Origin of the sequence: Streptomyces morookaense, assembly GCF_013030945.1 — a bacterium.
Classification (GTDB): Bacteria; Actinomycetota; Actinomycetes; order Streptomycetales; family Streptomycetaceae; genus Streptomyces; species Streptomyces morookaensis.
In genome coordinates, this window is sequence record NZ_JABBXF010000010.1 from 184,113 (window position 1) to 205,267 (window position 21,155).

General features: G+C 69.7%; 23 protein-coding genes and 1 pseudogene. 14 read left to right on the forward strand and 10 right to left on the reverse strand.

What is annotated here, in order from left to right:
• The 4 genes from HG542_RS06425 (at position 1) to HG542_RS06440 (ending at position 5,177) form a co-directional block, all read left to right on the forward strand.
• Positions 1-1,719: a vWA domain-containing protein gene (locus tag HG542_RS06425; RefSeq protein WP_171079076.1), complete on the forward strand. Its 1,719-nt coding sequence runs from the start codon at positions 1-3 to the stop codon at positions 1,717-1,719.
• Between the two features lie 61 nt (positions 1,720-1,780).
• A complete protein-coding gene (locus HG542_RS06430; RefSeq protein WP_171079077.1) occupies positions 1,781-2,455 on the forward strand; it encodes a vWA domain-containing protein in 675 nt (224 codons plus the stop codon).
• Positions 2,456-2,606: 151 nt separating this feature from the next.
• Positions 2,607-3,581, forward strand: coding sequence for a protein phosphatase 2C domain-containing protein (locus HG542_RS06435; protein ID WP_171079078.1), 975 nt, complete (start codon positions 2,607-2,609; stop codon positions 3,579-3,581).
• A 9-nt stretch (positions 3,582-3,590) separates the two neighbouring features.
• Positions 3,591-5,177 (forward strand): hypothetical protein, encoded by a 1,587-nt coding sequence (locus tag HG542_RS06440; RefSeq protein ID WP_171079079.1) that lies wholly within the window; start codon positions 3,591-3,593, stop codon positions 5,175-5,177.
• Here the strand turns inward: HG542_RS06440 and HG542_RS06445 are convergent.
• From HG542_RS06445 to HG542_RS34765, 4 genes are read right to left on the reverse strand one after another with little or no spacing between them, the layout of a single operon-like run.
• Positions 5,156-5,875 (reverse strand): Crp/Fnr family transcriptional regulator, encoded by a 720-nt coding sequence (locus HG542_RS06445; RefSeq protein ID WP_171079080.1) that lies wholly within the window; start codon positions 5,873-5,875, stop codon positions 5,156-5,158. The genes HG542_RS06440 and HG542_RS06445 overlap by 22 nt on opposite strands.
• A 31-nt stretch (positions 5,876-5,906) precedes the next feature.
• Positions 5,907-6,416 (reverse strand): Pycsar system effector family protein, encoded by a 510-nt coding sequence (locus tag HG542_RS06450; RefSeq protein ID WP_218039004.1) that lies wholly within the window; start codon positions 6,414-6,416, stop codon positions 5,907-5,909.
• A 57-nt stretch (positions 6,417-6,473) separates the two neighbouring features.
• Complete coding sequence (locus HG542_RS06455) at positions 6,474-7,046, reverse strand: YwqG family protein (RefSeq protein WP_171079081.1); 573 nt, start codon at positions 7,044-7,046, stop codon at positions 6,474-6,476.
• Entirely contained in the window at positions 7,043-7,288 is a 246-nt protein-coding gene (locus HG542_RS34765; RefSeq protein WP_229922547.1) for a hypothetical protein, read from the reverse strand. The genes HG542_RS06455 and HG542_RS34765 overlap by 4 nt, the downstream gene beginning before the upstream one ends.
• 334 nt (positions 7,289-7,622) lie before the next feature.
• Between HG542_RS34765 and HG542_RS34775 the strand changes: the two genes are divergently transcribed.
• Positions 7,623-8,066, forward strand: coding sequence for a hypothetical protein (locus HG542_RS34775; RefSeq protein ID WP_229922571.1), 444 nt, complete (start codon positions 7,623-7,625; stop codon positions 8,064-8,066).
• 41 nt (positions 8,067-8,107) lie between these two features.
• Here the strand turns inward: HG542_RS34775 and HG542_RS34780 are convergent.
• Positions 8,108-8,401 (reverse strand): annotated as a pseudogene (locus HG542_RS34780) (serine/threonine protein kinase); the annotation flags it as partial.
• Positions 8,402-8,661: 260 nt separating this feature from the next.
• Between HG542_RS34780 and HG542_RS06470 the strand changes: the two are divergent.
• From HG542_RS06470 to HG542_RS06480, 3 genes are read left to right on the forward strand one after another with little or no spacing between them, the layout of a single operon-like run.
• Positions 8,662-9,156, forward strand: coding sequence for a SigE family RNA polymerase sigma factor (locus HG542_RS06470; RefSeq protein WP_171079083.1), 495 nt, complete (start codon positions 8,662-8,664; stop codon positions 9,154-9,156).
• Positions 9,153-9,599 carry a hypothetical protein gene (locus HG542_RS06475; RefSeq protein WP_171079084.1) on the forward strand — a complete coding sequence of 149 codons (447 nt, stop codon included), beginning with the start codon at positions 9,153-9,155 and terminating at the stop codon, positions 9,597-9,599. The genes HG542_RS06470 and HG542_RS06475 overlap by 4 nt, the downstream gene beginning before the upstream one ends.
• Positions 9,600-9,657: 58 nt before the next feature.
• Entirely contained in the window at positions 9,658-10,857 is a 1,200-nt protein-coding gene (locus HG542_RS06480) for a mannosyltransferase family protein (protein WP_171079085.1), read from the forward strand.
• 178 nt (positions 10,858-11,035) lie between these two features.
• On the opposite strand, the gene HG542_RS06485 is transcribed toward HG542_RS06480, so the two are convergent.
• Together HG542_RS06485 and HG542_RS06490 are read right to left on the reverse strand one after the other, a co-directional pair.
• Positions 11,036-12,364, reverse strand: coding sequence for an MFS transporter (locus HG542_RS06485; protein ID WP_171079086.1), 1,329 nt, complete (start codon positions 12,362-12,364; stop codon positions 11,036-11,038).
• Positions 12,358-13,761: a radical SAM/SPASM domain-containing protein gene (locus tag HG542_RS06490; protein ID WP_171079087.1), complete on the reverse strand. Its 1,404-nt coding sequence runs from the start codon at positions 13,759-13,761 to the stop codon at positions 12,358-12,360. Before HG542_RS06490 ends, HG542_RS06485 begins: the two co-directional genes overlap by 7 nt.
• A 511-nt stretch (positions 13,762-14,272) precedes the next feature.
• Between HG542_RS06490 and HG542_RS35920 the strand changes: the two genes are divergently transcribed.
• Complete coding sequence (locus HG542_RS35920) at positions 14,273-15,073, forward strand: ArsR/SmtB family transcription factor (RefSeq protein ID WP_171079088.1); 801 nt, start codon at positions 14,273-14,275, stop codon at positions 15,071-15,073.
• Here the strand turns inward: HG542_RS35920 and HG542_RS06500 are convergent.
• Both HG542_RS06500 and HG542_RS06505 read right to left on the reverse strand, forming a co-directional pair.
• A complete protein-coding gene (locus tag HG542_RS06500) occupies positions 15,052-15,270 on the reverse strand; it encodes a DUF397 domain-containing protein (protein WP_171079089.1) in 219 nt (72 codons plus the stop codon). The two genes, HG542_RS35920 and HG542_RS06500, sit on opposite strands and share 22 nt — an antisense overlap.
• A complete protein-coding gene (locus HG542_RS06505; protein ID WP_229922548.1) occupies positions 15,260-16,093 on the reverse strand; it encodes a helix-turn-helix domain-containing protein in 834 nt (277 codons plus the stop codon). The genes HG542_RS06500 and HG542_RS06505 overlap by 11 nt, the downstream gene beginning before the upstream one ends.
• 115 nt (positions 16,094-16,208) lie before the next feature.
• Here HG542_RS06505 and HG542_RS06510 point away from each other — a divergent pair, with 115 nt between their 5' ends.
• The 4 genes from HG542_RS06510 to HG542_RS06525 all read left to right on the forward strand — a co-directional run bounded on the left by HG542_RS06510 (position 16,209) and on the right by HG542_RS06525 (position 17,824).
• Positions 16,209-16,394 (forward strand): hypothetical protein, encoded by a 186-nt coding sequence (locus HG542_RS06510; protein WP_171079090.1) that lies wholly within the window; start codon positions 16,209-16,211, stop codon positions 16,392-16,394.
• Complete coding sequence (locus HG542_RS06515) at positions 16,391-17,008, forward strand: methyltransferase domain-containing protein (protein WP_171079091.1); 618 nt, start codon at positions 16,391-16,393, stop codon at positions 17,006-17,008. The genes HG542_RS06510 and HG542_RS06515 overlap by 4 nt, the downstream gene beginning before the upstream one ends.
• A 335-nt stretch (positions 17,009-17,343) precedes the next feature.
• Entirely contained in the window at positions 17,344-17,562 is a 219-nt protein-coding gene (locus tag HG542_RS06520) for a hypothetical protein (protein ID WP_171079092.1), read from the forward strand.
• A 73-nt stretch (positions 17,563-17,635) separates the two neighbouring features.
• Positions 17,636-17,824, forward strand: coding sequence for an antitoxin (locus tag HG542_RS06525; protein WP_171079093.1), 189 nt, complete (start codon positions 17,636-17,638; stop codon positions 17,822-17,824).
• Between the two features lie 12 nt (positions 17,825-17,836).
• Here the strand turns inward: HG542_RS06525 and HG542_RS06530 are convergent, their stop codons facing one another.
• Complete coding sequence (locus tag HG542_RS06530; protein ID WP_171079094.1) at positions 17,837-18,403, reverse strand: GNAT family N-acetyltransferase; 567 nt, start codon at positions 18,401-18,403, stop codon at positions 17,837-17,839.
• 113 nt (positions 18,404-18,516) lie between these two features.
• Here HG542_RS06530 and HG542_RS06535 point away from each other — a divergent pair, with 113 nt between their 5' ends.
• The gene (locus HG542_RS06535) at positions 18,517-20,871 is read left to right on the forward strand and encodes an NACHT domain-containing protein (RefSeq protein WP_171079095.1); all 2,355 of its coding nucleotides are present in this window, start codon (positions 18,517-18,519) and stop codon (positions 20,869-20,871) included.
• The last annotated feature ends 284 nt before the right edge of the window (positions 20,872-21,155 follow it).

Sequence of the window (21,155 nt, forward strand, 5' to 3'; positions counted from 1 at the left end):
ATGACGTCCGTGCTTCCGCTGATCCTCGGCGTGGAGCCGGTGCCACGCAGCCAGTGGGGGCCGGTACGGGCCCGCAACCGGAATGTCGCCGTGGTGTACGCCACCGCCGCCGGTGAACTGGACCTCGCCGGTTCTACCACGCTCACCTGGAAAGACAAGATCCTCGGCAAGTATCTGACCCGCTTCGAGGTCAGCGTGGGCGACCACCGCCGCAAGGCCCAGCTCGTCACTTCCCCGCTCACTTGCAGTGACGGCTCGCACCGGTTCGATGCCACGCTCGACCTCGGGTTCCGTGTGCACGACCCGCTCGAGATCGTACGGCGCAACGTCACCGACGCCCTGCCCGTCGTCTACAGCCACCTGATTCCCCGGCTCCGGGCGGAAGCTCGCAGGTTCGGCATCGAGGATGCGGCCGGGGCCGAGGATCACCTGAACCGGCTTTTCGCTCACGGCATATCGTTGCCCGAGGGCATCACCATCTACCACTGTTCAGTAGTGATCGAGCCCGACGAGGCGGCTCGCAGCCACATCGCGGCCCTGACAACGGCTCGCCGACAGGCCGCCATAGCCCGTGGCGCCCACGAGGCACAGGTTGCCGCGGCCCGCACGGATCAGGCGTTGCTGGACATCCAGCAAGACGGCGAACTGGCCCGGCAAGCCCAACGGAAGGCGGCGTTGGGAAATATGAGTGTCGACCTCGAGGGCGTACTCAAACAGCACTTGGTCATGCACCCTGAGGACACCGCACAGGTGGCCGAGCTGCTGGCGCGCGCCGAGGCGGAGCACACGGCACGAACCGATCTCCAGGCGCAGCGGTGGGACCAGATGTTCCGCTTCATGGTGGAGAAGGACATGATCCGTCCCGCCGATCTCCCGATGCTGGGCGGCACGGTACCCGCAGGGCTCCAAGCGCTTGCCCCGAAACAACTCGCCGATCCCCCTGGCCTGCCGAGCACAGCGGCGCCGATGCCGACTGCTCCCCAGCCTCCGAAGCCCGTGATCTGGGGCGGCCTGGCCGCGCAGCACGGCAACCCGTCCGGCGGTGCCCCGGACGCCCCCGTCCGGCAGCTGCCGGTCTATCTGTTGATCGACACCTCGGCCGATGCCCAGCCGTTCATGGACGGTCTGAACGCCGCACTGTACGACCTGCACTCGGCGCTCATCGCAGACCAGGATGCCTCCGCCGGTATCCGACTGGCCGCACTCGCCTTCAACGAACAGTCGCACGTTCTGACGCAGTTGTCGCCGGTCGCCTCGGTCGATCACCTCACCCGCCTGACTGCTTCCGGCCGCGCCCGCTACAGCGCCGCCTTCGACGGACTGACGGCCTTGCTGTCGGCCGACGTCGACGCGCTCAAGACATCCGGTCACCGGGTCCAACGGCCCGTCGCGTTCTTCCTCGGCACAAGCGGCCCGAGCGACGATACGGCGGTCTGGGGCAGCGCCCGGGACCGGTTGGCCGGTCACCGCTACGCGCCCACCGTCATTGCGTGCGGCCTGGGCAGCACGACGCCAAGCGCAGTGCTGCGGATTGCAGAGCAGCCCGAGATCGCGTTTCGGGGGAAGTCGAACGCCTCCGTCGCCGATCAGGTCAGGGGCTTTTCCCGCCTGCTGTGCAACACCGTGCTGGGCCTCGGCCGCGGGCTGCGTTTCGGCGGATGGGACCTCGTCGTGGAATGCCCGGCCGGCCTGCTGCCCGCCTCTCCGACGCACAACTGACCCCCTCATCCACCTGGGCCGCCGCTAGGGCCGTGCGGCCTCCGACATGAAGGACTCATCAGTGTCCGGAAACAGCGGAACTCTCCTGCCGATCTACGTCATGGCGGACGAATCAGGTTCCATGAACGGGAACATGCCGGCCCTCAACGCGGGCTTGGCGCACCTGCACCTCAAGCTGCTCGCCGCGCCGATGGCCGCGGCCAAGGTGCGCTTCTCGGTGCTCGGCTTCGCCGACGACGCAGTGCAGCGCATGCCTCTGGTCGATCTCCGGCAGCAGAGTGAGATCCCACAGCTCATTGCCCGCGGCACGACGAGCTACGAGGCAGCCTTCCAAGAACTGCTGAACCGCATCCCACAGGACGTCGACCGGTTGAAGGCCGATGGCTACAAGGTGCACCGGCCCGCCGTGTTCTTCATGACCGACGGCCTGCCCAACAGCGATGAGGACTGGATCAGCACCCATCGGCGCCTGACCGACCGGTCCGTCACCAAGGCAGCGCCCAACATCATCTCGTGCGGAATCGGCGACGCCGATGCACAGACCATCCAGCTGATCGCCACCAACCCGAATTTCGCGTTCGTCTCGGACGGCGACCGGGTCGGCGACGCCATCTCCTCGTTCTGCGCCGCGCTCACCCAGAGCGTCATCAACTCCGGCACCGCCATGGCCAACGGTCAGGCCGAACTGATCGTGGAGCCGCCCACCGGCTTCCGCATGGTCGTCGACGAGATCTGACATGGAGCCGACTCACCACACATCGCCCGAACGCCACAGCGCAACCACGGACGAATGGATGCAGCCGTACCTCCTCGGCGGCCTGGACCCGACCGTCGAACCACAACCCCAGCCCCAGCCCCAGCCCCAGCCCCAGCCCCAGCCCCAGCCGGTGAACGACCTCGCACCGCGCGGCCTGCTCCAGCTGCCGGCGCCGTACCGGCCCGCGCCCGTGACGGGACCGTCACGGGACCCGGCGAACGGTACGGACTGGCAGCCGATCACCGTGGGCACCCCTTGCCTCCAGTTCGAGCCACGCCCCCCGAGGACCATCTCCTATCGGCCCGACGCCGTCTGCGACGGCTGGTCCACGGAGCACCTGACGGTGCGCCTTGCATCGGTGCGCGGGTACGCCCATCGCCACGACGGTCGTCCACGCGAGGACGACGCGGCGGTCGCCTACCACGAGCCCACCGGGACCGTTCTGTTTGCCGTCGCCGACGGGGTGTCGTCAGCGACTGAGCCGTACATCGGTGCAACTTTGGCCTGCCGAACGGCCATTGACGACCTCACCTACCAGCTCGACGAAGGGCACGGGGTAGACCTGGTCCGCACCGTCCGGGCGGCGGCCTGGCAACTGGCCGCCCGCGTCGCAGGTGCCGGACGACAGGCCACCGCGGAGCACAGCCAGGAGGCCGAGCGACGGTACGCCACAACGCTGGTGGCAGGCACAGTCAGCACGGGACAGCATGGTGTTCCCGAGGTGTCGCTTGTACAGGCGGGGGACTCCGGTGCCTGGCTGCTCCACAGAGGCAGCGGGTATTTCGAACGGCTGCTGACGACGAAGGATTCCACCGGAGAAGATGTGCTCTCGTCCGCCGTGACTCCGTTGCCCCGCGTATCGGCAACACTCCAGCCCATACACGTGAGGTTGCTCCCGGACAGCGTGCTGCTGGTCGGCAGCGACGGCTTCGGTGACCCGCTGGGCGACGGCACGGGTGACGTAGCCCATTTGTTCGCGCATCACTTGCGAACTCCTCCGCCTACTCACGGTGTGGCCCACCTGCTCGACTTCTCCCGGGAGACCTTCGACGACGACCGCACCCTGCTGGCCGTCTGGCCGCGGCATCTGTTGCCCGGCGAGTGAGGGGAGTCCATGACGAACTACATCGACCAGGACCTGCTCACCCTCGGGGACGAGCCGCTCGGCAAGGGCGGGCAAGGCAAGGTATGGGAGGTCAAGGGACGACTCATCAATGGCACCTGGCCTGTGGCCTTCAAGGAGTACTCATCGCCGCAGAGCATCAACGTCGCCGCTCTGGAAAAGATGGTGGACTTCGTCCCAACGCTGCCTTCGGCCATGGGTCGGTGGTGGTGCGAGCGCAGTTCATGGCCGGTGGCCGTGGTGGCGCGAGACGGCCGACCAGCAGGGTTCCTGATGCGTCAGCTCCCCGCGAACTACTACATACAGCCCGCTTTCGACCCGGATAACCGCAGACCGGCCGGGTTCGAGTTCTTGCTCAATTCCCCGAACTACCTGCAACGGGCCGGGATATTCCTCTCAGACCGGCAACGCGTACAGCTGCTGAAGGACTTGGCCCACGTGCTGGGACGTCTGCACCACCACGGGGTGGTGGTCGGCGATCTGTCCCCGACCAACGTGATGTTCAGCCTTGCCGGAACTCCCTCGTGCTATTTCATCGACTGCGACGCGATGCGGCTGCGTGGCCGCGACGTCCTGCCTCAGGTAGAGAGCCCCGACTGGAACGTTCCGGACGACATGGAGAAGGCCACCGTCGTCGGCGACTCCTACAAGTTCGCGCTGATGGCTGTCCGCCTGTTCGCGGGCGACCAGCACACCAAGGACATCGAGGCGCTCACCGGATTCTCCGCGGAGCTGGGCCAGATCGCCCACCACGCCCTGACCGACAACCCCGACCACCGTCCCACCACGCATGATTGGTTGGGCGCCCTGGACCGGGCCCTCGGTCATGCAGTCGCATCACCGGACCCGAAGACAACGGGGCCAAAGGCGACACCCACGCAGCCACGACCGCAAACCACTGCTCCCAGGTCGACACCGAGCGCGGCTGCCCCGCTGGGGACACCGAGCCGACCACCGATGGCACCCCCACGGGCGACGCCGTCGGGCAACTCGTCGGGCAAGCGGGCTGTGGTGTCTCTGACTGTCATGGCCGTCCTGATTCTCATCGCATACCTGGTGCACAAGAGCGGCGCGAATGCGTCCGGGGGCGGATCCAGCCCCAGCGCCCCGGCCACGTCATCCACGTCGAGCGACACGGAGGCCACCGCCCAAGAGATCGACTCCCTGCTGGCCCAGGCAAAAGGCACCCGAAGCACGGTCGACGACGCCGTGCAGGACGCCTTGAACTGTGGCGCACCTGGCGACGACGCCTCGGCCTTCGCCGCGGCGGCCACCGCGCGCCGCAATCTCCTCAGTCGACTGTCAGACGTGAAGGCCGACGCGCTGGACGGCGGGGACGTGGCGCTGCCGACGCTGAAGGAGGCGTGGGAGGCGTCCGCCGACGCCGACGACTCCTTCCAGCAGTGGGCGAACTCTCTCGCCAGTGACACCTGCTCGCCCGGCACCACGACATCCGACTACAACGCAGCCTTGCTTCAGGGACAGAAGGCGAGGGATGCCAAGGAGAAGTTCCTGGTCAACTGGAGGCCCATCGCTCGGCGGTACGACCTGCCGGACTACTCCTGGGATGAGCTGTGACCGGGCCGCTTGGCCATCGCCCCCGCGCATCTGCCCAACTCCACAGGCGCGATGACCACGATGGCCTGGCGGCCGGTGGCCACCAAGCCCTGACTTCGCCACTCCTCCAGGATGCGGCTCACCGTGCGACGCGATGTCAGCACGAGGCCGGCCATGTCGTCCTGGGTCAGCGGCAGATCGATCCGCACGGAACCGCCGTCCACCGGACATCCGTACAGCTCCCCCAGTTCGAGGAGGAGTGCCGCCAACCTTGCCTCCACGCGCTCCGCCCCGGCAGCTGTCCTCAGCCGGTCGGCATCCCGCAACCGGTTCGAAAGCACCAGCCTTACCGCGTTGGCGACGGCGGGAAGCGAACTGGTCAACGCACTGAATCGCGCGGAGGAAATGATCAAAGCCTCCACATCGGTGAGGGCGTACAGCGACGCCGAGCGAGGCCTGCCGTCGAGGCCTGCCTGCTCGCCCAGCAGGTCGCCGGCACTGCGGATGGCCAGGACAGCCTGGTAGCCGGTTTCGGAGTCCGTGTAGACCTTCACACACCCGTCGCGAAGCACGATGACATGGCCAGACGACTCGTGCTGCCGGACCAGATGGGTCCGGGCAGGGAACGAAGAAACGTGGCCCACGGCCATCAATGCAGCGCGACTCGGTTCGTCCAGTAGTGACCAGAAGCTGTGAGCCGCGGGGTTCCAATCGTCCATCCGACATAGCCTGCCACGGTCTCAGGCGGCGTCAGCTGCTGATGCCGACGACGGCCAGCACAACGGCACCCGCTACCGCCAGGAGCAGGGACTGCTGCACCCGACGGTGCTTGACCCAGGCGATCCGGCTAATGGTGACGAGTTGACGGGAGAGCGCAGGCAACAGGTCATCGTCAGCCAACCGCACGGCAAGGTTCTCCGGCGACCAGTGTCGCAGGTGGCCGTAGAAGATGAAGTCACCACTGGACGAAACTGGTTCACCACCGGCCTGGCTGCGCGGGGTGACCACTGTCACGGCCACGACGGCCGCGAGCCCGAGCAGGACCACGCCGAGCCAGAAACCGCCAACAGCCCAGAAGCCACTGAGGTGGGCGAAGCAGTGGCCTCTGCTCGTCAGAGCCGCCACGCCGGCCAGTGCGGCCGATTCGATGGACAGGGCGAACGATGCCTTGGAGTCGATCCTTCCGATCCAGTCTGACAATGAAGCGTGTATGCGCCATGCCGTATCAACGCCGTCGTGCAAACCGCCGTCTTGTGCCACCAGCCCTCATCCCCCCATGCCGCGCTGTAATAGGCAGTTACCCCTATCGATACGCCTTCACCCGCTCTGCCACAGGAACCTGCCCTCCCTCCGGTCCGGGCTGATGAAGGCGTAGCCGACGCCGAGGTCGCCAAAGTTGACTACTACGTCGCACAGTTGCATCGAATCGAGCTGGAGGAGGAACGTCCAGCCCTCCGGCGTCTCGTCACCCTGGAGCCAGTTCGGCTGTCTGCCGATGTGTTGTATGTAGTCCTCCCCGACCGTGCCCGGAGTGAGGCGGACCTCATGGCACACCGCGCGGCCGTCCGCGCCGCGCAGCAGCGGGCCGTTGACGACCGGTGCCTGCCTGCCCCAGGGCGGGACCCGGCCGTCCGGCATGAGGATCAGGGCGTCCTGGCCGCCGTCCGGCTGCCAGGTGTACGCGCCCTCCATGTTCATGAACAGGTACGCCATCGCCATGGCGGGTCCCTCCGGGACGCGGAACTGCGCCAGGAACGTCATCGGCCCCGCATCCCGCGACGACAGCGACCACTGCGGTTCGTCCAGCCAGACGGGCTCACCGCCCAGGCGGCTCACGGCACTTCGCCGGTCACCCCGTTCCGGGGCGAAGTCGAGCGCGTAGGCCTTCACCGCAGCCCGGAATGCACGGCGAAGGCACCGAGGGCTGCCAGGCCGACACCGGCGCTGTTGATCTGCTGCTGCAGATCTGCCGTGACCTGCTGTAGATACGTGCGGTTCTCCGGTTCGGCCTGCTGGCCGGTGATGCGGTTGAGCACGCGCACGGCGTCGGCGCGATTCCGCGTGTTGTCCTGCGCCTGGAGCGCCTCACCCAGCTCGTCCGCCTGCTCGTTGGTGTCGACGACGAACCTCACCCGGGCGTTGTTCGGCCACCTGACATTGGCGGGGTTGGACCCGTCCGGGGCATTCGCAATTGCCGACCCGAGAGAGTCGACCCGGAGCTCGCCCGGCGCGCCGCCGGCGCGCTGGGCGGTGCCGCCTGCGTGGTCACCGCGGACGGCGCACAGGGGTGGGCGCCCGGAGCCCCGTACGACCACGTGATCGCCACATGCGCCGTCAGCGCCGTCCCGGCGGCATGGATCCGGCAGACGCGCCCCGGCGGCACCGTCCTCACCCCGCGGGCTGCTCCACCTCACCGTCCACGCCAACGGAACGGCCCAGGGCCGCTTTTCGCCGTACTCCGCGTTCATGCTCATGCGCGGGCAGCGCCGCAACCTCCGCATCTTCCGCGATGTCGTCCGCGACGGCCACCGGCCCGAGGAGTCGTCCACGGCCCTCTCCCCCTGGACCGTCGCCGACGACGACTGGGATCTCCAGTTCGCCCTCGGGCTGCGCTGCCCGGACCTCTGGTACGCGTGGCACGACGCACCGGCCGTGGACGGCGTGGCCACCCGCCTGTGGATCGCGACAACCGACGCCACGGCATGGGCGGCAGTGGATCACGACGGGCGATGCAACGACCGGTTCACGGTGTGGCAGCACGGCACCCGCCGCCTGTGGGACGAGGTCGAGGCGGCGCACGACTGGTACGTACGCCACGGCCGCCCCGGCCCGAACCGCTTCGGCATCACCGTCCACCCTGCCGGGCAGCGCACATGGCTGGACGATCCGGCCCGTCCCGTCACACGCTGAGCCAGGCCCCCGCCGCGCGCCGCCGCATCTGCATCGCGGTGAGCCGGCCCGGCGACGTAGCCGGTGGCGACCCACGGCACCGGGGCCTCCGTGTCGGCGTCCAGCACGGGCGCCGTGCAGGCGCCTCCGACCTTCCGTGCCGCCTCGACCTCCAGCCGGAACCGGCGGCGGAACTCGGGCTCGTGCGCGACCTCCGGCCGGATCACCTTCACGGCCACCGTGCGCCCGCCCTCCGACCGGGCGAGGAAGACCTGGCCCATGCCGCCCTCGCCCAGCTTCCGCAGTACCCGGTACCGGCCGACCCACTGCGGTTCCCCCGGCGATATTTCGCCCATCGAGCCCGATTTCCTCTCGTGATCGCGTCATGATCGCGCCGTGATCGCGTCGCGTGTGCGGAGAGAGCATAAGGAGCCGCTGTGACGGGAGTTCCGCGAGAGCGCTCCGCCCGCACGGCCGATCCGGCCACGCCGACGCGTATCCTCCACTTCCGGTTCCGTGATAACCGCCACGCCGCCTCTTCGCGCCCTGTGTCGACCGGATGCCCCGCACCGGGCGTATGTCCCGTGAAGCGAGAGACCCGGGAGTGGAGTGGCTGTTGACCGTCGAGGAGTTCGAAGAGTTCTACGCGCACACGGTTGCGCGTCTCACGGGACAGCTGTACGTGATGCTCGGTGACCTGCACGAGGCCCAAGACGTCGTGCAGGAGGCGTTCGTCAGGGGCTGGAGCCGCCGGCGGCAGCTCGACCGCGCGGGGCAGCCCGAGGCATGGATCCGCACGGTCGCCTGGCGCCTGGCGGTGAGCCGGTGGCGGTTCCGGCGGCGCAGCGCGGAGGCGTGGCGGCGCAGTGGTGCCCCGCCGGACGTCGAAGGGCCCGGGCCGGAGCAGGTGGCGCTGGTGGAGGCGCTGCGCGCACTGCCGCCGCAGCAGCGCCGCACGCTGACCCTGCACTACCTGTGCGACCTCACCGTGGACCAGATCACCGGTGAGACCGGTCTCTCCGCCAGCACCGTCAAAACACATCTGGTCCGGGGACGGGCCGCGCTCGCCCACCGCCTGCAGGACCCGCGCCGTGAGGAGGCTCCCCGGTGACTGAGCACCACGACCCGTTGCGGTCGCTGTTCCAGCAGGCCGCCGACTACGGGCAGGCCCGCGCCGGCGCGGTACCCGTCGCGCGCATTGCCGAGCGGGGGAAGCGGGCACACCGGCGCCGGGTCGCCGTGGCCGCGGCGGGGGCATGTCTGGTCCTGGCCGGCGGCGGGGCGGCCGCGGCCGTGCTGCTGCCGCAGAAGCCGCCGTCCATCGGTCCGGCCACCGGCCCTTCCCCCGCACCGGCCACGAGCCCTTCTCCCACACCGACCGTCGGGCCGTCGCCCACACCGACCGTCGAGCCGTCTCCCACACCGACCGTCGGGCCGCCGGAGAGCAGCACTCCCGTACCCGGCGGCACGTCCGTCCCGCCTCCCCCGCGCTCGACACCGACGGACCTGCCCCCGACGCCGCCCTCAACCCCGTCACGGCCTCCCGCCCCGTGACCCGGCGGGCCGCCACCGGGCGAGCCCGCACACCCAAGCGCGCCCGAAAGATCCCCATATGACCGTTACATGGCCCGAGTTGCGCCGCCCCCAGCACTCTCCCGTCCCGGCGCGACTCCCTGTGTGGGGCCCCGCCGACCGTGACGTGCTGTGGCTGTACCTGCTGACCCGGACAAGCCTGTGGGTCACCGCCTACTGCGCCCGGTGGCTCTTCCCCCGCACCCCGGACACCCACACGGCCGACTCCGTCTTCGCCCCCTTCCAGCAGTGGGACTGGACCCACTACCTGCACATCGCGCGCGACGGCTACTTCCCCGGCCGGGCCGGGCCATGGCTGAGCAACTGGGACAACCGGGAAGCGTTCTTCCCCGGCTTCCCGCTCCTGCTGCGCGCCGTGCACAACGTCGTCCCGCACTGGACCGCGGCAGGGCTGCTCATATCCTTCGCCGCCGGGGCCGTCGCCGTCGTAGCGCTGGCCCGGATCGCCCGGCTGCACCTGCCCGACACGCACGCGGGCCGGCGCACCGTCCTGTTCTTCCTGCTCTCCCCCTGCGCGATATTCCTGGCCGCCGGCTACACCGAAGCGCTTTTCCTCGCGCTCGCCCTGCCCGCCTGGCTTGCCGCCCGGCGCGGCAACTGGCCCCTCGCCGCCACACTCACCGCTCTGGCCACCGCCGTTCGCGTCAGCGGTCTCTTCCTCGCCGTCGCCGTCGCCGTGCAGTTCGTCGTCACCGTCGGACCCCAACACACCTTCCGCCACTGGCGGGCGCTGCTCTGGCAGGCGCTGCCCGCCGTACCCGCCGTCCTGTACTCCTGGTACCTGCATGCGCACACCGGCGACTGGATGGCGTGGAAGCACGCCGAGGAGCGCGGATGGGACCGCGCCTTCCACGCGCCCTGGGAAGCCTGGTCGCACACCTGGAGCGGAGCCTTCGACGGCACCCAGGCCACCGGGTACGCCTTCATGTTCCAGGCCGAACTGGCGGCCATGCTCGCCGGGTTCCTCCTGCTCGCTCTGCTGCTCCGGCAGCGCCGCTGGCCCGAAGCGGTCTACATCGGGCTCAACCTGTGGGCCCTCGGAACCTCCTACTGGTACGTGTCCGTTCCCCGCGCCACGCTCCTGTGGTGGCCCCTGTGGATCGCCTTGGCCGCCTGGAGCCTGCGCAGACCACGCTTCACAACTCTCTACCTCTGTCTCGCCGCACCCCTGACCACCGTCTTCGCCCTCACATATCTGACGGGACGATGGACCGGCTGAGGTCCCGAGATGGTCAGTGATCCTTCACGGCGAGGCCGACCTGCACAACTGGATGCCTGCACAACTGGATGCCTGCACAACTGGATGGCGGGCAACCACGAATGGCACGCGGGGAACGTGGGGACGCGGTACGCGACGTCGCCGTGACCCCGGGCCTGCCCTCGGCGGACGGCAACGCTCAGGGAGCGGTCGAGGTCTCCGCCGGGGCGGCCGGTGCCGTGACCGGTGCGGGGCGCCGGCGCAGGGCCGCGAACGAGTAGAGGCCGGCAGCCACCGTGGAGACTCCGCCCGCCAGGAAGATGACGTCGATCCGGCCGAAGTCCAGGCCCGCCCAGTGCCCGTGGAATCCGTCCAGCACCGTGCCCGCGATCACGCCGGAGAGGGCGACGGAGACCAGCGAGGCGAGTTGGGAGATCGGGTCGAAGACCGCCATGACCCGGCCCAGATGGTCGCGGGGCGTCTCCTGGAGGATCAGCGGGGAGCATGCCGTGTTCAGCGCGCCCAGCGCCAGGCCGAAAAGGACGGAGACGACCAGGGCGGCCGGGATGTCGGTGGTCCGTGAGTAGGCGATCAACAGGAAACCGAAGAGCAGCAGGCTGCCCCGGAAGACCCGGGTGTGCCCGGCTCGGTCGCCCAGACGTCCGCTGAGCAGGGCCCCGCCGATCGTCCCGGCGCCGAAGACGGCTTCGAGCGTCCCGTACCAGCCCGGCGAGGCGTGCAGGTTCTCCGGGACGAAATACACCTCCAGCGTGTTCAGCGCCCCCGTTCCCACAGCGGTGAGCACGGCTGCGGTCAGAATGACCCGGAGTGTGCTGCTTCCGGTCAACAGCCTTACCGCTCCAAGGAATTCGCGTCGCTCCGGGAGCCGTCCCCGTGGTGCCGTCCCGCCGTTTTCCATGTCGCGGTCCGGCGCGGCGTATCGCACCCGTCGGATCGCCAGGTACGACACCAGGAACGAGAGCGTGTCGAAGGCGAGCATCCAGCGCACTCCGAGCGTGAACACCAGCGGCGCGGCCGCCATCGGCCCGATGATCGTGGCCAGGGCCGCGGCGGTCTGCGTATAGCCGAACGCGCGGCCGTGCTGCTCGGGTGGCACCACATCGCTGATCGCGACGAACCGCGACAGGCGGAAGAAGGGGGCCGCCGCATAGATCAGCGCTTCGGCGACGCCGACGCACAGCAGCAGCGCCAGAGGCGGAACGTATCCGGAGGGCAGGAACGCCAGCAGGGTCACCAGGCCGATCACGGCAGCCCGGAAGAGCTCGGAGCGCAGCATGGTCTGCTGCTTGTCCCACCGGTCGACCAGGGCGCCGGCGACCGGTGCGACCAGGATGGGAACGACGGAGACGGCCACCGTCAGCGCGGCTGTGACACTCGGCGCATACGGCTTGCCGCGCAGGAGGTCGGTGCTCGCCCACAGCAGCACGGCGGTGCCGCAGGCGTAGTCGCCGACCAGCGAGAGGGCTTGCCCGAACCAGAGGAGCGTGAAGTTCTTGTTGATCAACATGGCGCGGGCGTGAGCCCGTTCATCTCGGCCACGAGATCGAAGCGCTCCTGGAGCGTGAACTTGTAGGGCGGGCAGGGCGTGTTGCCCTCGCGCCATTGCTTCGGACAGGCGCCGCCGCAGACCGGGAAGAAGTAGCAGGTATGGCATGGTGTCTCGCCTGCGGCGACGGCATCGTGCCAGTCGTCGAAGGGGCCGAGCGGGCGTATCGCATGCACGGGAATCGTCTCGATCGATCCCAGCCCGCCGGTTGCCTCCTGTTGCGGCACCAGCGGATATTCCGAGCAGGAGAACATCGCCCCGCTGCTGCTGTGGATCTCCACCGACTGCGAGACGGCAGCGCACAGAACGTGCTCCGGTTCTGTCGGCAGTGCCACGAAATGCAGTCCGAGTTCGTGCATGTGGCGCATCCACTCGACTTCCCGCTGCGCGTAGTGACGCCGGTCGAGCTCTATACGCGATACATCGTTGCCCCAGGAGTAGACCGGGGCGAGGTTGAAGAAGACCCGGCCGTCGGCGAAGCCGAGTTCCGCCATGGTGTCCAGGTACTCGGTCACCCAATCCGCATTGGCCACATCGATGTTGGTGCGCAGAACGAAGCCCACATCGGCGAGGGCGTCGTCCTGCAGGGCCTCCAGCAGAAGGCGGGTGATCCGGTCGAACGACCTGCGTCCGTCGCGCAGGGGCCGGTGGGCGTCATGGATGCGGGCCGGGCCGTCCAAGGTGATGTCGTATCGGGTGACATGGCATTCCTGTCGCAGGACGCGCAGCTTCTCACGTGTGAGGAGGGTGCCGTTGGTGACCATGCGCGAGACGTATCCGACACCTCTGTCCTGTGCTGCCGCGGTGAAACGGGCGCTCAGGTCCAGGATCATCGGGTAGCCGATCATCGGTTCCGCGCCGAACCAGCTCACCGTCACCGTGCGTGTGGTCTTCCTCTCGATCCCCGCCAGCACGCGGCGGGCGACGGCATCACGGTGCCGCCCGGAGAGCCGGCCACGCGTGTGCTGCTGGCCGCAGTAGGAGCAGCCCATGTTGCAGTACGTCGTGGGCAGCAGCACATACCGCGGGCTGCCGAGGTCGGCACTGGCTGCACGCTGACGGTCCAGAACGGTGTCCAGCTCCCCCTGCCCGCCCGTGACGACGGGGACGACGGCCTCGATCTCGCGGAGCCCGTCGAGCAGTTCGGGGCCGATCCCCTCCAGTGTTCCCCGCGCCAGCCGCCGGCCGTCCTCCTCGGGCACGGCGACCATCGATCCGGTGCGCGTCGCGTACACCATGCACACGCGCTGGTGGCCGGCGTGGAGATAGGCCCGGTCGCTGACCCGGACGTAGTCGCTCACCCGCTCCTGCGGGAGGGGTGAGACGGGATCGGTGCGCTCGGTGTCCTTTGCAGGCATGACTGACATGGTTCTCCCCGCCGACTTGGGTGCCGTGTGACGGCCCCGCACGGTGCACAGGATTCGGGGCCGTCACACGGCGGATCGAGCTGGATGGGCGAATCAACAACCGTTTCCGCAGACGCCGTTCTTCTCCGGCGGCAGAGGCATGACGCCGGTTGCAGGAGTGGCCGTCGACAACTTGATCACAGGATTCCCCTCACTCTTCGACGTTCGGGTCGCCCCATCGTGGCGAGGCGGCGTCCTGCGCGCCAGCTGTTCGACGCAGTGCCTAATAGTCGCGAAACCGTCCTGGACAGTCGCACCCACGGCGCTATCGTGAGTCCGGGTTCATCAGGCCAACGGGGGGTCACGGTGCTGGAACTTCACTTCGGTGTGGCCGATATGGCGAGAATCCGGTTCGGCATCTCGCCCCTGGATCACGTACTCAGCGCCGTGGCACGGGCGGAGCACCCCTACTTTCGGCGCCTCGGTCAACCGTGAACTCTGGTGGCGCCAGGAGAGACGGCATGTGCCACTCCGGGCCGCCCCGGTGTTCGAGCTGGTCAACGCCGGATTCGAAGGCGTGCCGGACGTCCTCGGGGAGGCCGCCGGCCGGCGGCTGACCGACGAGCTCGACTCCATCCTCGCCGTTCCCGACGCCGCCTTCGTCGCGGAGTCGTGCGGCGCGGACACGCGAGAGCTGCGACGGTTCGCCGACGGCGCCTGGGCGCTGTTCCGGGCCTGCATCGCCCCGCACTGGCCCGACATCCAGCGTCACCTGCAGGCCGACATCGCACACCGCGCACGCACTGCGGCCGAAGCCGGTGTCGGCACCGTCCTGAACCAGCTGCATCCGCAGTGCGTCTGGCACGAAGAGGGCATCCTCCGATACGCCGGACCCAAGTGGGACGGCACCTTCGGCCTGGGCGGGCGCGGGCTCGCACTCCGCCCCAACTTCTTCCTCCAGAGCGGAGTCATGGTGATTCCTGCGGAGCACCGTGCGACGGTGCTGGGCTACCCGATCGCCGCGCGGCCGTACGGTTACGCCGCGGCCCGGCAGGCGGACGGACTGGCCTCGCTGATCGGCTCCGCGCGGGCCCGGGCACTCCGTGCGATCGGCCAGGGTTCCTGCACGACCGGGCAGTTGGCGGACCGCCTCCGCATCACCTCTCCGTCAGCCTCGTCCCACGCCGCCACCTTGCGCGCGGCGGGCGTGATCACGACCGAGCGCGAAGGGCGCCAGGTCCGGCACGCCCTCACGCCACTTGGCCATGACCTGCTGCACGGCGGCGGTATCCCTGCGGGGCGTCAGAGGATCGCGCGCCGGTAGCCGGCGGCGCGGGCATGGCCCGCGACGAATGCGGCCCAGGCCGCGGCGGGGAACGCCAGGGCTGGGCCGTGGGGGTTCTTGGAGTCCCGCACGGGGACGGTGCCGGGTATGTTGTCGGCAACTTCGAGGCAGTTGTCGCCACCTTTCTCGTCTCCGGCACCGCTGTAGCTGCTCTTGCGCCAAACTTCACCGCTCATCGGCGTACTCCTCCGCCACCGAGTCGATCAAGGACAAGGACGCTTCCGGCGACAAAGCCGCGGCCCGGACAAGATCGTAGGACCGCTGGCAATGGGCCACCACGGCCGGGTCGTCCAGCAGGTTGCCCGTCCTGTGACCTTCGCAGTAGGCCACAGGAGGCGCGTCGTCGAACGCCATCAAGGTGAGCGACCCGCCCACCGCCGGAGCTCCCGCGTCGAACGGGAGAACCTGTACCCCCATGCGGCGCTCGTGTGCCACGGACGCGACGCGCATCAGTTGCTCGTGCATCACCGCAGCGCCTCCGATCTTGCGCCGCAGGACATTCTCGTCAAGCACCACCCACAACAACGGAGTTGTTGGGTCCTGCAGAATGCGCTGGCGTTCGAGGCGCGCAGCCACGCGCTTCTCGATCTCACTGTCCGGCGCGAAGGGGAAGCCCCCCAGGAAGACCGCACGGGCGTACGCCGCCGTCTGCAACAGGCCTGGCACGAAAACCGGTGCGTACTCGCAAATGCTGGTAGCCAGGCCTTGCAGGTACGCGGCCTCCGTGAACCACTCGGCATAGGGCGAGCTGTTGAACAGCTCCTCCCACACCCGCTCGAAGAACCCGTCCGTCTCCAGCACGACATCGATCCGCTGCGCCACATCCAACTGCGGCTTGCGAATAGCCGTTTCGAACTGCCCGATGTACGAACCAGAGCAGAACACCCGCATCCCCAGTTCCTGCTGCGTCAGCCCGGCCGCCTCGCGGCGCCGCTTCAGCTCCCTGCCGAAGAAGCCCCAGCCGATGCGGGACTGCCCGAGCCATCCACCCTTGGCCACAGGGTAACTCCCCTCCTCTACACGCGCGTTGCACGGCGCGCCCCTCTCCCGACCATAGCCCCGCCCCACCACCCTGTGAGGACACCCGGCACACACAACCCGAAGGAGGCGTTCCGTGACCTACCGCGTAGGGGCTTACGTCGTCGACCAGCGCACCGGCACGCTCGCGCAAGTGATGGGGCACATCGGACCCCGCGTACAGGTCAGACGTCCCGACGGCGGCCGTGAATGGGAAGCGCCCCCGCACGCCCTGCGGCTCGCCACCCGCGACGAGTGCGCCGCCGCGGGGGTGCGCCCATGACACAGCAGGCCACCGAAGTGCGCGGTGACACCGTGCGACTGGTCGCACGAGCCGCCCCCGGCACGGTGATCGTCACGCCCTGGGGGACACCGTTCAGCGAGCACGGTGCGCTCGCCCGGCTCACCGTGAGCGGGTACGGCGCGCACCGGCGCGCAGACGGCCGGTTCACAGGACCGGTTGCGCTCCCCCCGTCGCCGTGCCCCACGCAGCCGCGCAACGTAGTCGCCGAGGGCGATGTGTCCATGACGGCGGTCACGGAGGCGGAGTTCTGCGACCGCACCGCGCTCGCGTTCGTGCTCGGCGTCCGGCTGCCGCGCTGCCGTCAGGAGGTGGCGTACAAGCGGCGCGGCGCCCGGCCGGTCTGGCTGCACGGGCTGGGTGACGCCGAGGAAGCACACTCCTGGGCCTGTGTGATGTTCCGTGACGACAGGCCGGAGGCCCTCGTCTGGCAGGGCGGCCCGCGTCGCCTGTGGGACGAGGCGGAGGAGGTCTACGCCTGGTGGGCCCGCCAGGGCGAACCGCGGCACGACCGCTTCGGTCTGACCATCACCCGGACCGGACACTCCGTCTGGCTCGACTCCCCCGGAAACGTGGTCGGTCCGCTCGCCCGTTGAGCGAAGATGGGTCCATGGGCAAAGACGCGACCGAGGCGCTCCGGAGGATCGCGGAGGCAGTGGAGCGGGAGCGTGACGACAGCACCCGCCACTGTCCGAAGTGCGGTGCGCAGACGCAGGTCGTTGCCACGGAGGAAGCGACGACGGGAAGCAGCAGCCCGCCGCCCGTCAATGTGAGAGCGGAGTGTGATCGGAAGTGCGTGAGCCCGACATAGCCCGGCCACTGGGCATCACCTGCCCCAACGGGGAGTGCGGCGGGACGATGACCAGACACGGTGATGTGTACATCTGCCCCAAGTGCGGTTACCAGCTCTGAGACAAGACGAACGGCCCCCATGACAGACCGCAAGTCCTCCCCCGCGCCCCGCGGTGCGTACGCCTGCCAGTGGTGCCAGGGCACCGGCTTCGCCGCGCGGGCGGCGGCGTACGTCTCCGGCATCGACCCCTTCGGCGGCCCGGCCGAGACCGTGCGGCGCGCGGGGCAGTGCCGGCACTGCCGGGGCACGGGGGTGTACGACTCCGCGCTCGACCCCACGCTGCACGACCCCGAGTGACCCGTGCCCGGGATGCGGCGCGCCGCGTACCCGGTGATCCTGGAGGAGTCATCCACTCCTGAGGAGGACGGCCATGTCCATGCTCGACAAGCTCAAGAGTCTGCTGCAGGGCCACGAGGACCAGGCCCGGCAGGGGGTCGGCAAGGCGGGCGACGCCTTCAACGAGCGCACGCAGAACAAGTACCAGAGCCAGGTCGACACGGCACAGCAGAAGATCGACGAGCAGCTCGGCAACCGGCCCCCCACCGACGATCAGCCGTAGGCGGCACGGCGCTCACCACAGCTTGTCGATCACGCCCGGGTGGAGCGCGATGCGGCTGTTGCGGAAGGAGTCCGCGTTCCGCCGCGCCCTCTCCGTGAAGAAGGCGCCCAGGGTGATCATGTCGAACTCCGGGGCGTCGCTGGGCAGTGGATCCTCCGGCGTCCCGCCGATGAGCACGGTTCCCTCCAGCACGTCCCACCCCGCGCTCCCATAGAACCCGCGTAGCGAGCGGTCGCAGGTGAACAGTCCTACGTCCGCGCCGCGCGCGGCCATCTCCGCACGGGCGGCGGCCACGAGCTGCCGCCCGTGACCCTTGCCCCGCTGTGCCGCGCCGGTGACGACCGCGCTGAGACCGGACGCGCGGTAGGTGCGGCCGTCGTGGACGATGTCCTTGCTGAGGATGTCGAGCGTGGCCGGCACGGTCCCGTCCGGCGCGACGAGCAGCATCGCGACGGGCCGCAGGGCCGGGTCGTGCGGCCCACCGCCGGGCCAGGCCTGTTCGCGCAGCGCCTCGGCCTGCGCGAAGAGTTCCGCCGGTATCGCACCGTCCTCGTAGACGTGGATGCGTACGTCGGTCACCGTCGATCCCCTCCTATCGATCGTCGATGTCGATTGTCGACCGGAGAGTAACCGAAATCCCCGGCTCCGCCCATGAGTTGTGACCGTCCGTAGTGGTCGCTCGTTGACCGGGCATGCGAGGCCAATGGCGTTGGGCGGTCACGTGGACGGTCTGCGCCGTCGCGGCCGCCGGGCTGTTGCTGGTGTGGCGGCGGGGGTCGGGGAGCACGGAGGCCGTCACGTCGATGACGGGTACGGTCACCGGCCTGTTCGGCGCCCTCGCCGCCTGGGCCTGGCGTGGTGACGCCCGCCGCAGGCGCTCCGGCGAGGAGCAGGTCGCCGCGGCCGCCGAGGTGCTGGCCCGGCTGGTGCGGCGGCAGTGGGAGGAAGAGGCCGTCCTGCGGCAGCTGTTCGACCCGGCGCCGCTGCCGGTGGTGTGGGCGGACTGCGCCCTGCCCGGCGTCGGGGACCACCGGGAGCTCGTGGGCGACGCGGTGACGTGCCGGGCCGACCGGCCCGAGGAGTTGGCGGCGGCGTTCCGCGGCCTGGCCCGCCGCCGGCTGGTGGTGCTGGGTCCGGCGGGGTCGGGCAAGACGACGTTCGCGGTGCTGCTCGTCCTCGCGCTGCTGCGCACCCGCGGCCCCGGCGATCCCGTGCCGGTCCTGTGCTCGCCCGCCTCCTTCGACCCGGAGCGCGAGAGCGTACGGGACTGGCTGCGGCGGCGGATCACCGCGGAGTACCCGGCGCTGGCGGACACGGAGACGTACGGTGCGACGGCCGTCGACGACCTGATCGCCGAGCGCCGCGTGGTGCCCGTGCTCGACGGCCTGGACGAACTGCCGCCCCCGGGGCGGACGTCGGTGCTCGCCGCGCTGGACGACACCCTGCCCGCGGGCGCACCGCTGGTGCTGACGTGCCGCACGGACGAGTACCGCAAGGCGGTGACGGACATCGGCGTGCTGTCGGGCGCCGCGGTCGTCGAGCCGGCGCCCGTCCGGATCGCGGACGCCCTCGCCCTGCTCCGGCTGGCCACGCCGCCCGGCGCACGCCAGCAGCGCTGGGACGCGCTGGCCGGGCGCCTGGCCCGGCATCCGCGGGGGCCCGCCGCCCGGGCGCTCTCCAGTCCGCTGATGGTGGCACTGGCCAGGGCCGTGTACGCGGACGACGGCGGGGATCCGGCCGAACTCGCCGACGCGCGGCGCTTCCCCACGCCCTCGGACGTCGAACACCATTTGCTGGACGCGCTCGTTCCGGCCCTGTACGGGCGCGCCCGTCGGCGGGACCCGGCGGGCGCCTTGGATCCGGAGCGGGCGCACGGCTGGCTGGCACGGCTCGCGGGCGGCCTGTGCCGGCGCGGCACGTACGACCTCGCCTGGTGGCAGCTGTACGGGTGGGTGCCGGCACTGGCCGGACCCTGGCGGCGCGCTGCCGTTTGGGGGTTGGTCACCGTCGTCTTTCTGTTGCCCTCCGCCGTGGGCGGGTTGCTGGTCCCGGGTGGCAATGCCTGGTGGCCGGTGCCCGCCGTCCTCCCGAGAGCCCTGGTCGTCATCGTGGTGCTGGGCATCGGCGGATCGTTCGTGGCCCGCAGCAGAATCGCCGGCCACCCGGTCGCCACGGCTTCGGTCCTCGCCCTGTGCGGCGGGCTGACGGCGGCACCGGCGGTTCTCAACGGCACCACCATGCGTCCTGCAGTGCTGGAGGTGTGCTTTCTGGCGTTCTGCCTGTGGCTCCCCCTCCTCGGCACGGGGCTGCCCGTACCTCCGCGGATGCCCAGCAGGAGCGCCGCCTCCTGGCGGCACACGCGCCGATGGCTGCCCGGCGCGGTCACCATGGTGACCGGCGTTGCGGTCATCAGCGGTGCTGCTTACACCGTGTACGCCACCGCGCTGGCCCACACGCCGGTTGCCTCGACGCGAACGTGGGCGTACGGCACCGGGGTGGGAGCGATTCTCGGCTCCGTGCTGGCGGCCCTGAGCTGGGTGCGCCGTCCGGTCAGTGCCGACGATCCCGCCACGGCCGCCTCGTCCGTACGGGCGGACCGGCTCATCTCGCTGATCAGCGGGGTCGCATGTGCTGCCGCGTTCGTGCTGCCGAGTGCCTGCATCTGGGCATACGTCCCGCAGCACACCCCTGCGGGCACCCGCTCGCCCGGGGGCGGGCTCGCGGACATCGCGGCCATTGCCACGACGGGCCTCCTGAGTGGCGGCCTCATCGCCCTGGTCTTCGCCTTCGCCGCCCGCGCCTGGCCGCATTACACCCTGGCCCGGATCATGCTGGCGGCCCGCGGCCGACTCCCATGGCGATTGCAGACATTCCTCGCCGACGCCCACCGGCTCGGCATCCTGCGCCAAGTGGGCCCCGTCCACCAATTCCGCCACGCACGGCTGCAACACCGTCTCGCGGAATGGGACGCACGGCTGCCGCGGCCGCGTTTCCAACCGGAACCGTCCGATTCACTTACTCCCGCGGCGCACGACCGTAACCTCTGACTCACCCCCCGTCATCTCCGGCCCGGACCGTCCCGGTAGATACCCGAACATCGGGGCCAAACGGACTGTCCGGCACTTGAACAGTCGATGACATTTCAAGTCATCGCCATTACGGCCAAGTTCACCGCATAACGGATTCCTCGCCCCGCCCTTCGGATAACGGCGGATCACATCCTTGTTGCGCCCCTGCCAATGACGGGCAATCGATGGCACGCTCGAATCAATTCGCTCCTGCACCACTCCTGCATCAGGGCAGCCGACGTGGGCTGCCCCAACCCCCCTCA

What these genes read in the sequence shown, in the direction of transcription:
- HG542_RS06500 (WP_171079089.1), bottom strand. Translation starts at nt 15,270, where the DNA reads ATGAGCGGTGAAGTTTGGCGCAAGAGCAGCTACAGCGGTGCCGGAGAC.
- HG542_RS06425 (WP_171079076.1), top strand. Translation starts at nt 1, where the DNA reads ATGACGTCCGTGCTTCCGCTGATCCTCGGCGTGGAGCCGGTGCCACGC.
- HG542_RS06520 (WP_171079092.1), top strand. Translation starts at nt 17,344, where the DNA reads ATGACAGACCGCAAGTCCTCCCCCGCGCCCCGCGGTGCGTACGCCTGC.
- HG542_RS06515 (WP_171079091.1), top strand. Translation starts at nt 16,391, where the DNA reads ATGACACAGCAGGCCACCGAAGTGCGCGGTGACACCGTGCGACTGGTC.
- HG542_RS34775 (WP_229922571.1), top strand. Translation starts at nt 7,623, where the DNA reads ATGCTCATGCGCGGGCAGCGCCGCAACCTCCGCATCTTCCGCGATGTC.
- HG542_RS06535 (WP_171079095.1), top strand. Translation starts at nt 18,517, where the DNA reads ATGCGAGGCCAATGGCGTTGGGCGGTCACGTGGACGGTCTGCGCCGTC.
- HG542_RS06440 (WP_171079079.1), top strand. Translation starts at nt 3,591, where the DNA reads ATGACGAACTACATCGACCAGGACCTGCTCACCCTCGGGGACGAGCCG.
- HG542_RS06445 (WP_171079080.1), bottom strand. Translation starts at nt 5,875, where the DNA reads ATGGACGATTGGAACCCCGCGGCTCACAGCTTCTGGTCACTACTGGAC.
- HG542_RS06490 (WP_171079087.1), bottom strand. Translation starts at nt 13,761, where the DNA reads ATGCCTGCAAAGGACACCGAGCGCACCGATCCCGTCTCACCCCTCCCG.
- HG542_RS06525 (WP_171079093.1), top strand. Translation starts at nt 17,636, where the DNA reads ATGTCCATGCTCGACAAGCTCAAGAGTCTGCTGCAGGGCCACGAGGAC.
- HG542_RS06485 (WP_171079086.1), bottom strand. Translation starts at nt 12,364, where the DNA reads ATGTTGATCAACAAGAACTTCACGCTCCTCTGGTTCGGGCAAGCCCTC.
- HG542_RS06480 (WP_171079085.1), top strand. Translation starts at nt 9,658, where the DNA reads ATGACCGTTACATGGCCCGAGTTGCGCCGCCCCCAGCACTCTCCCGTC.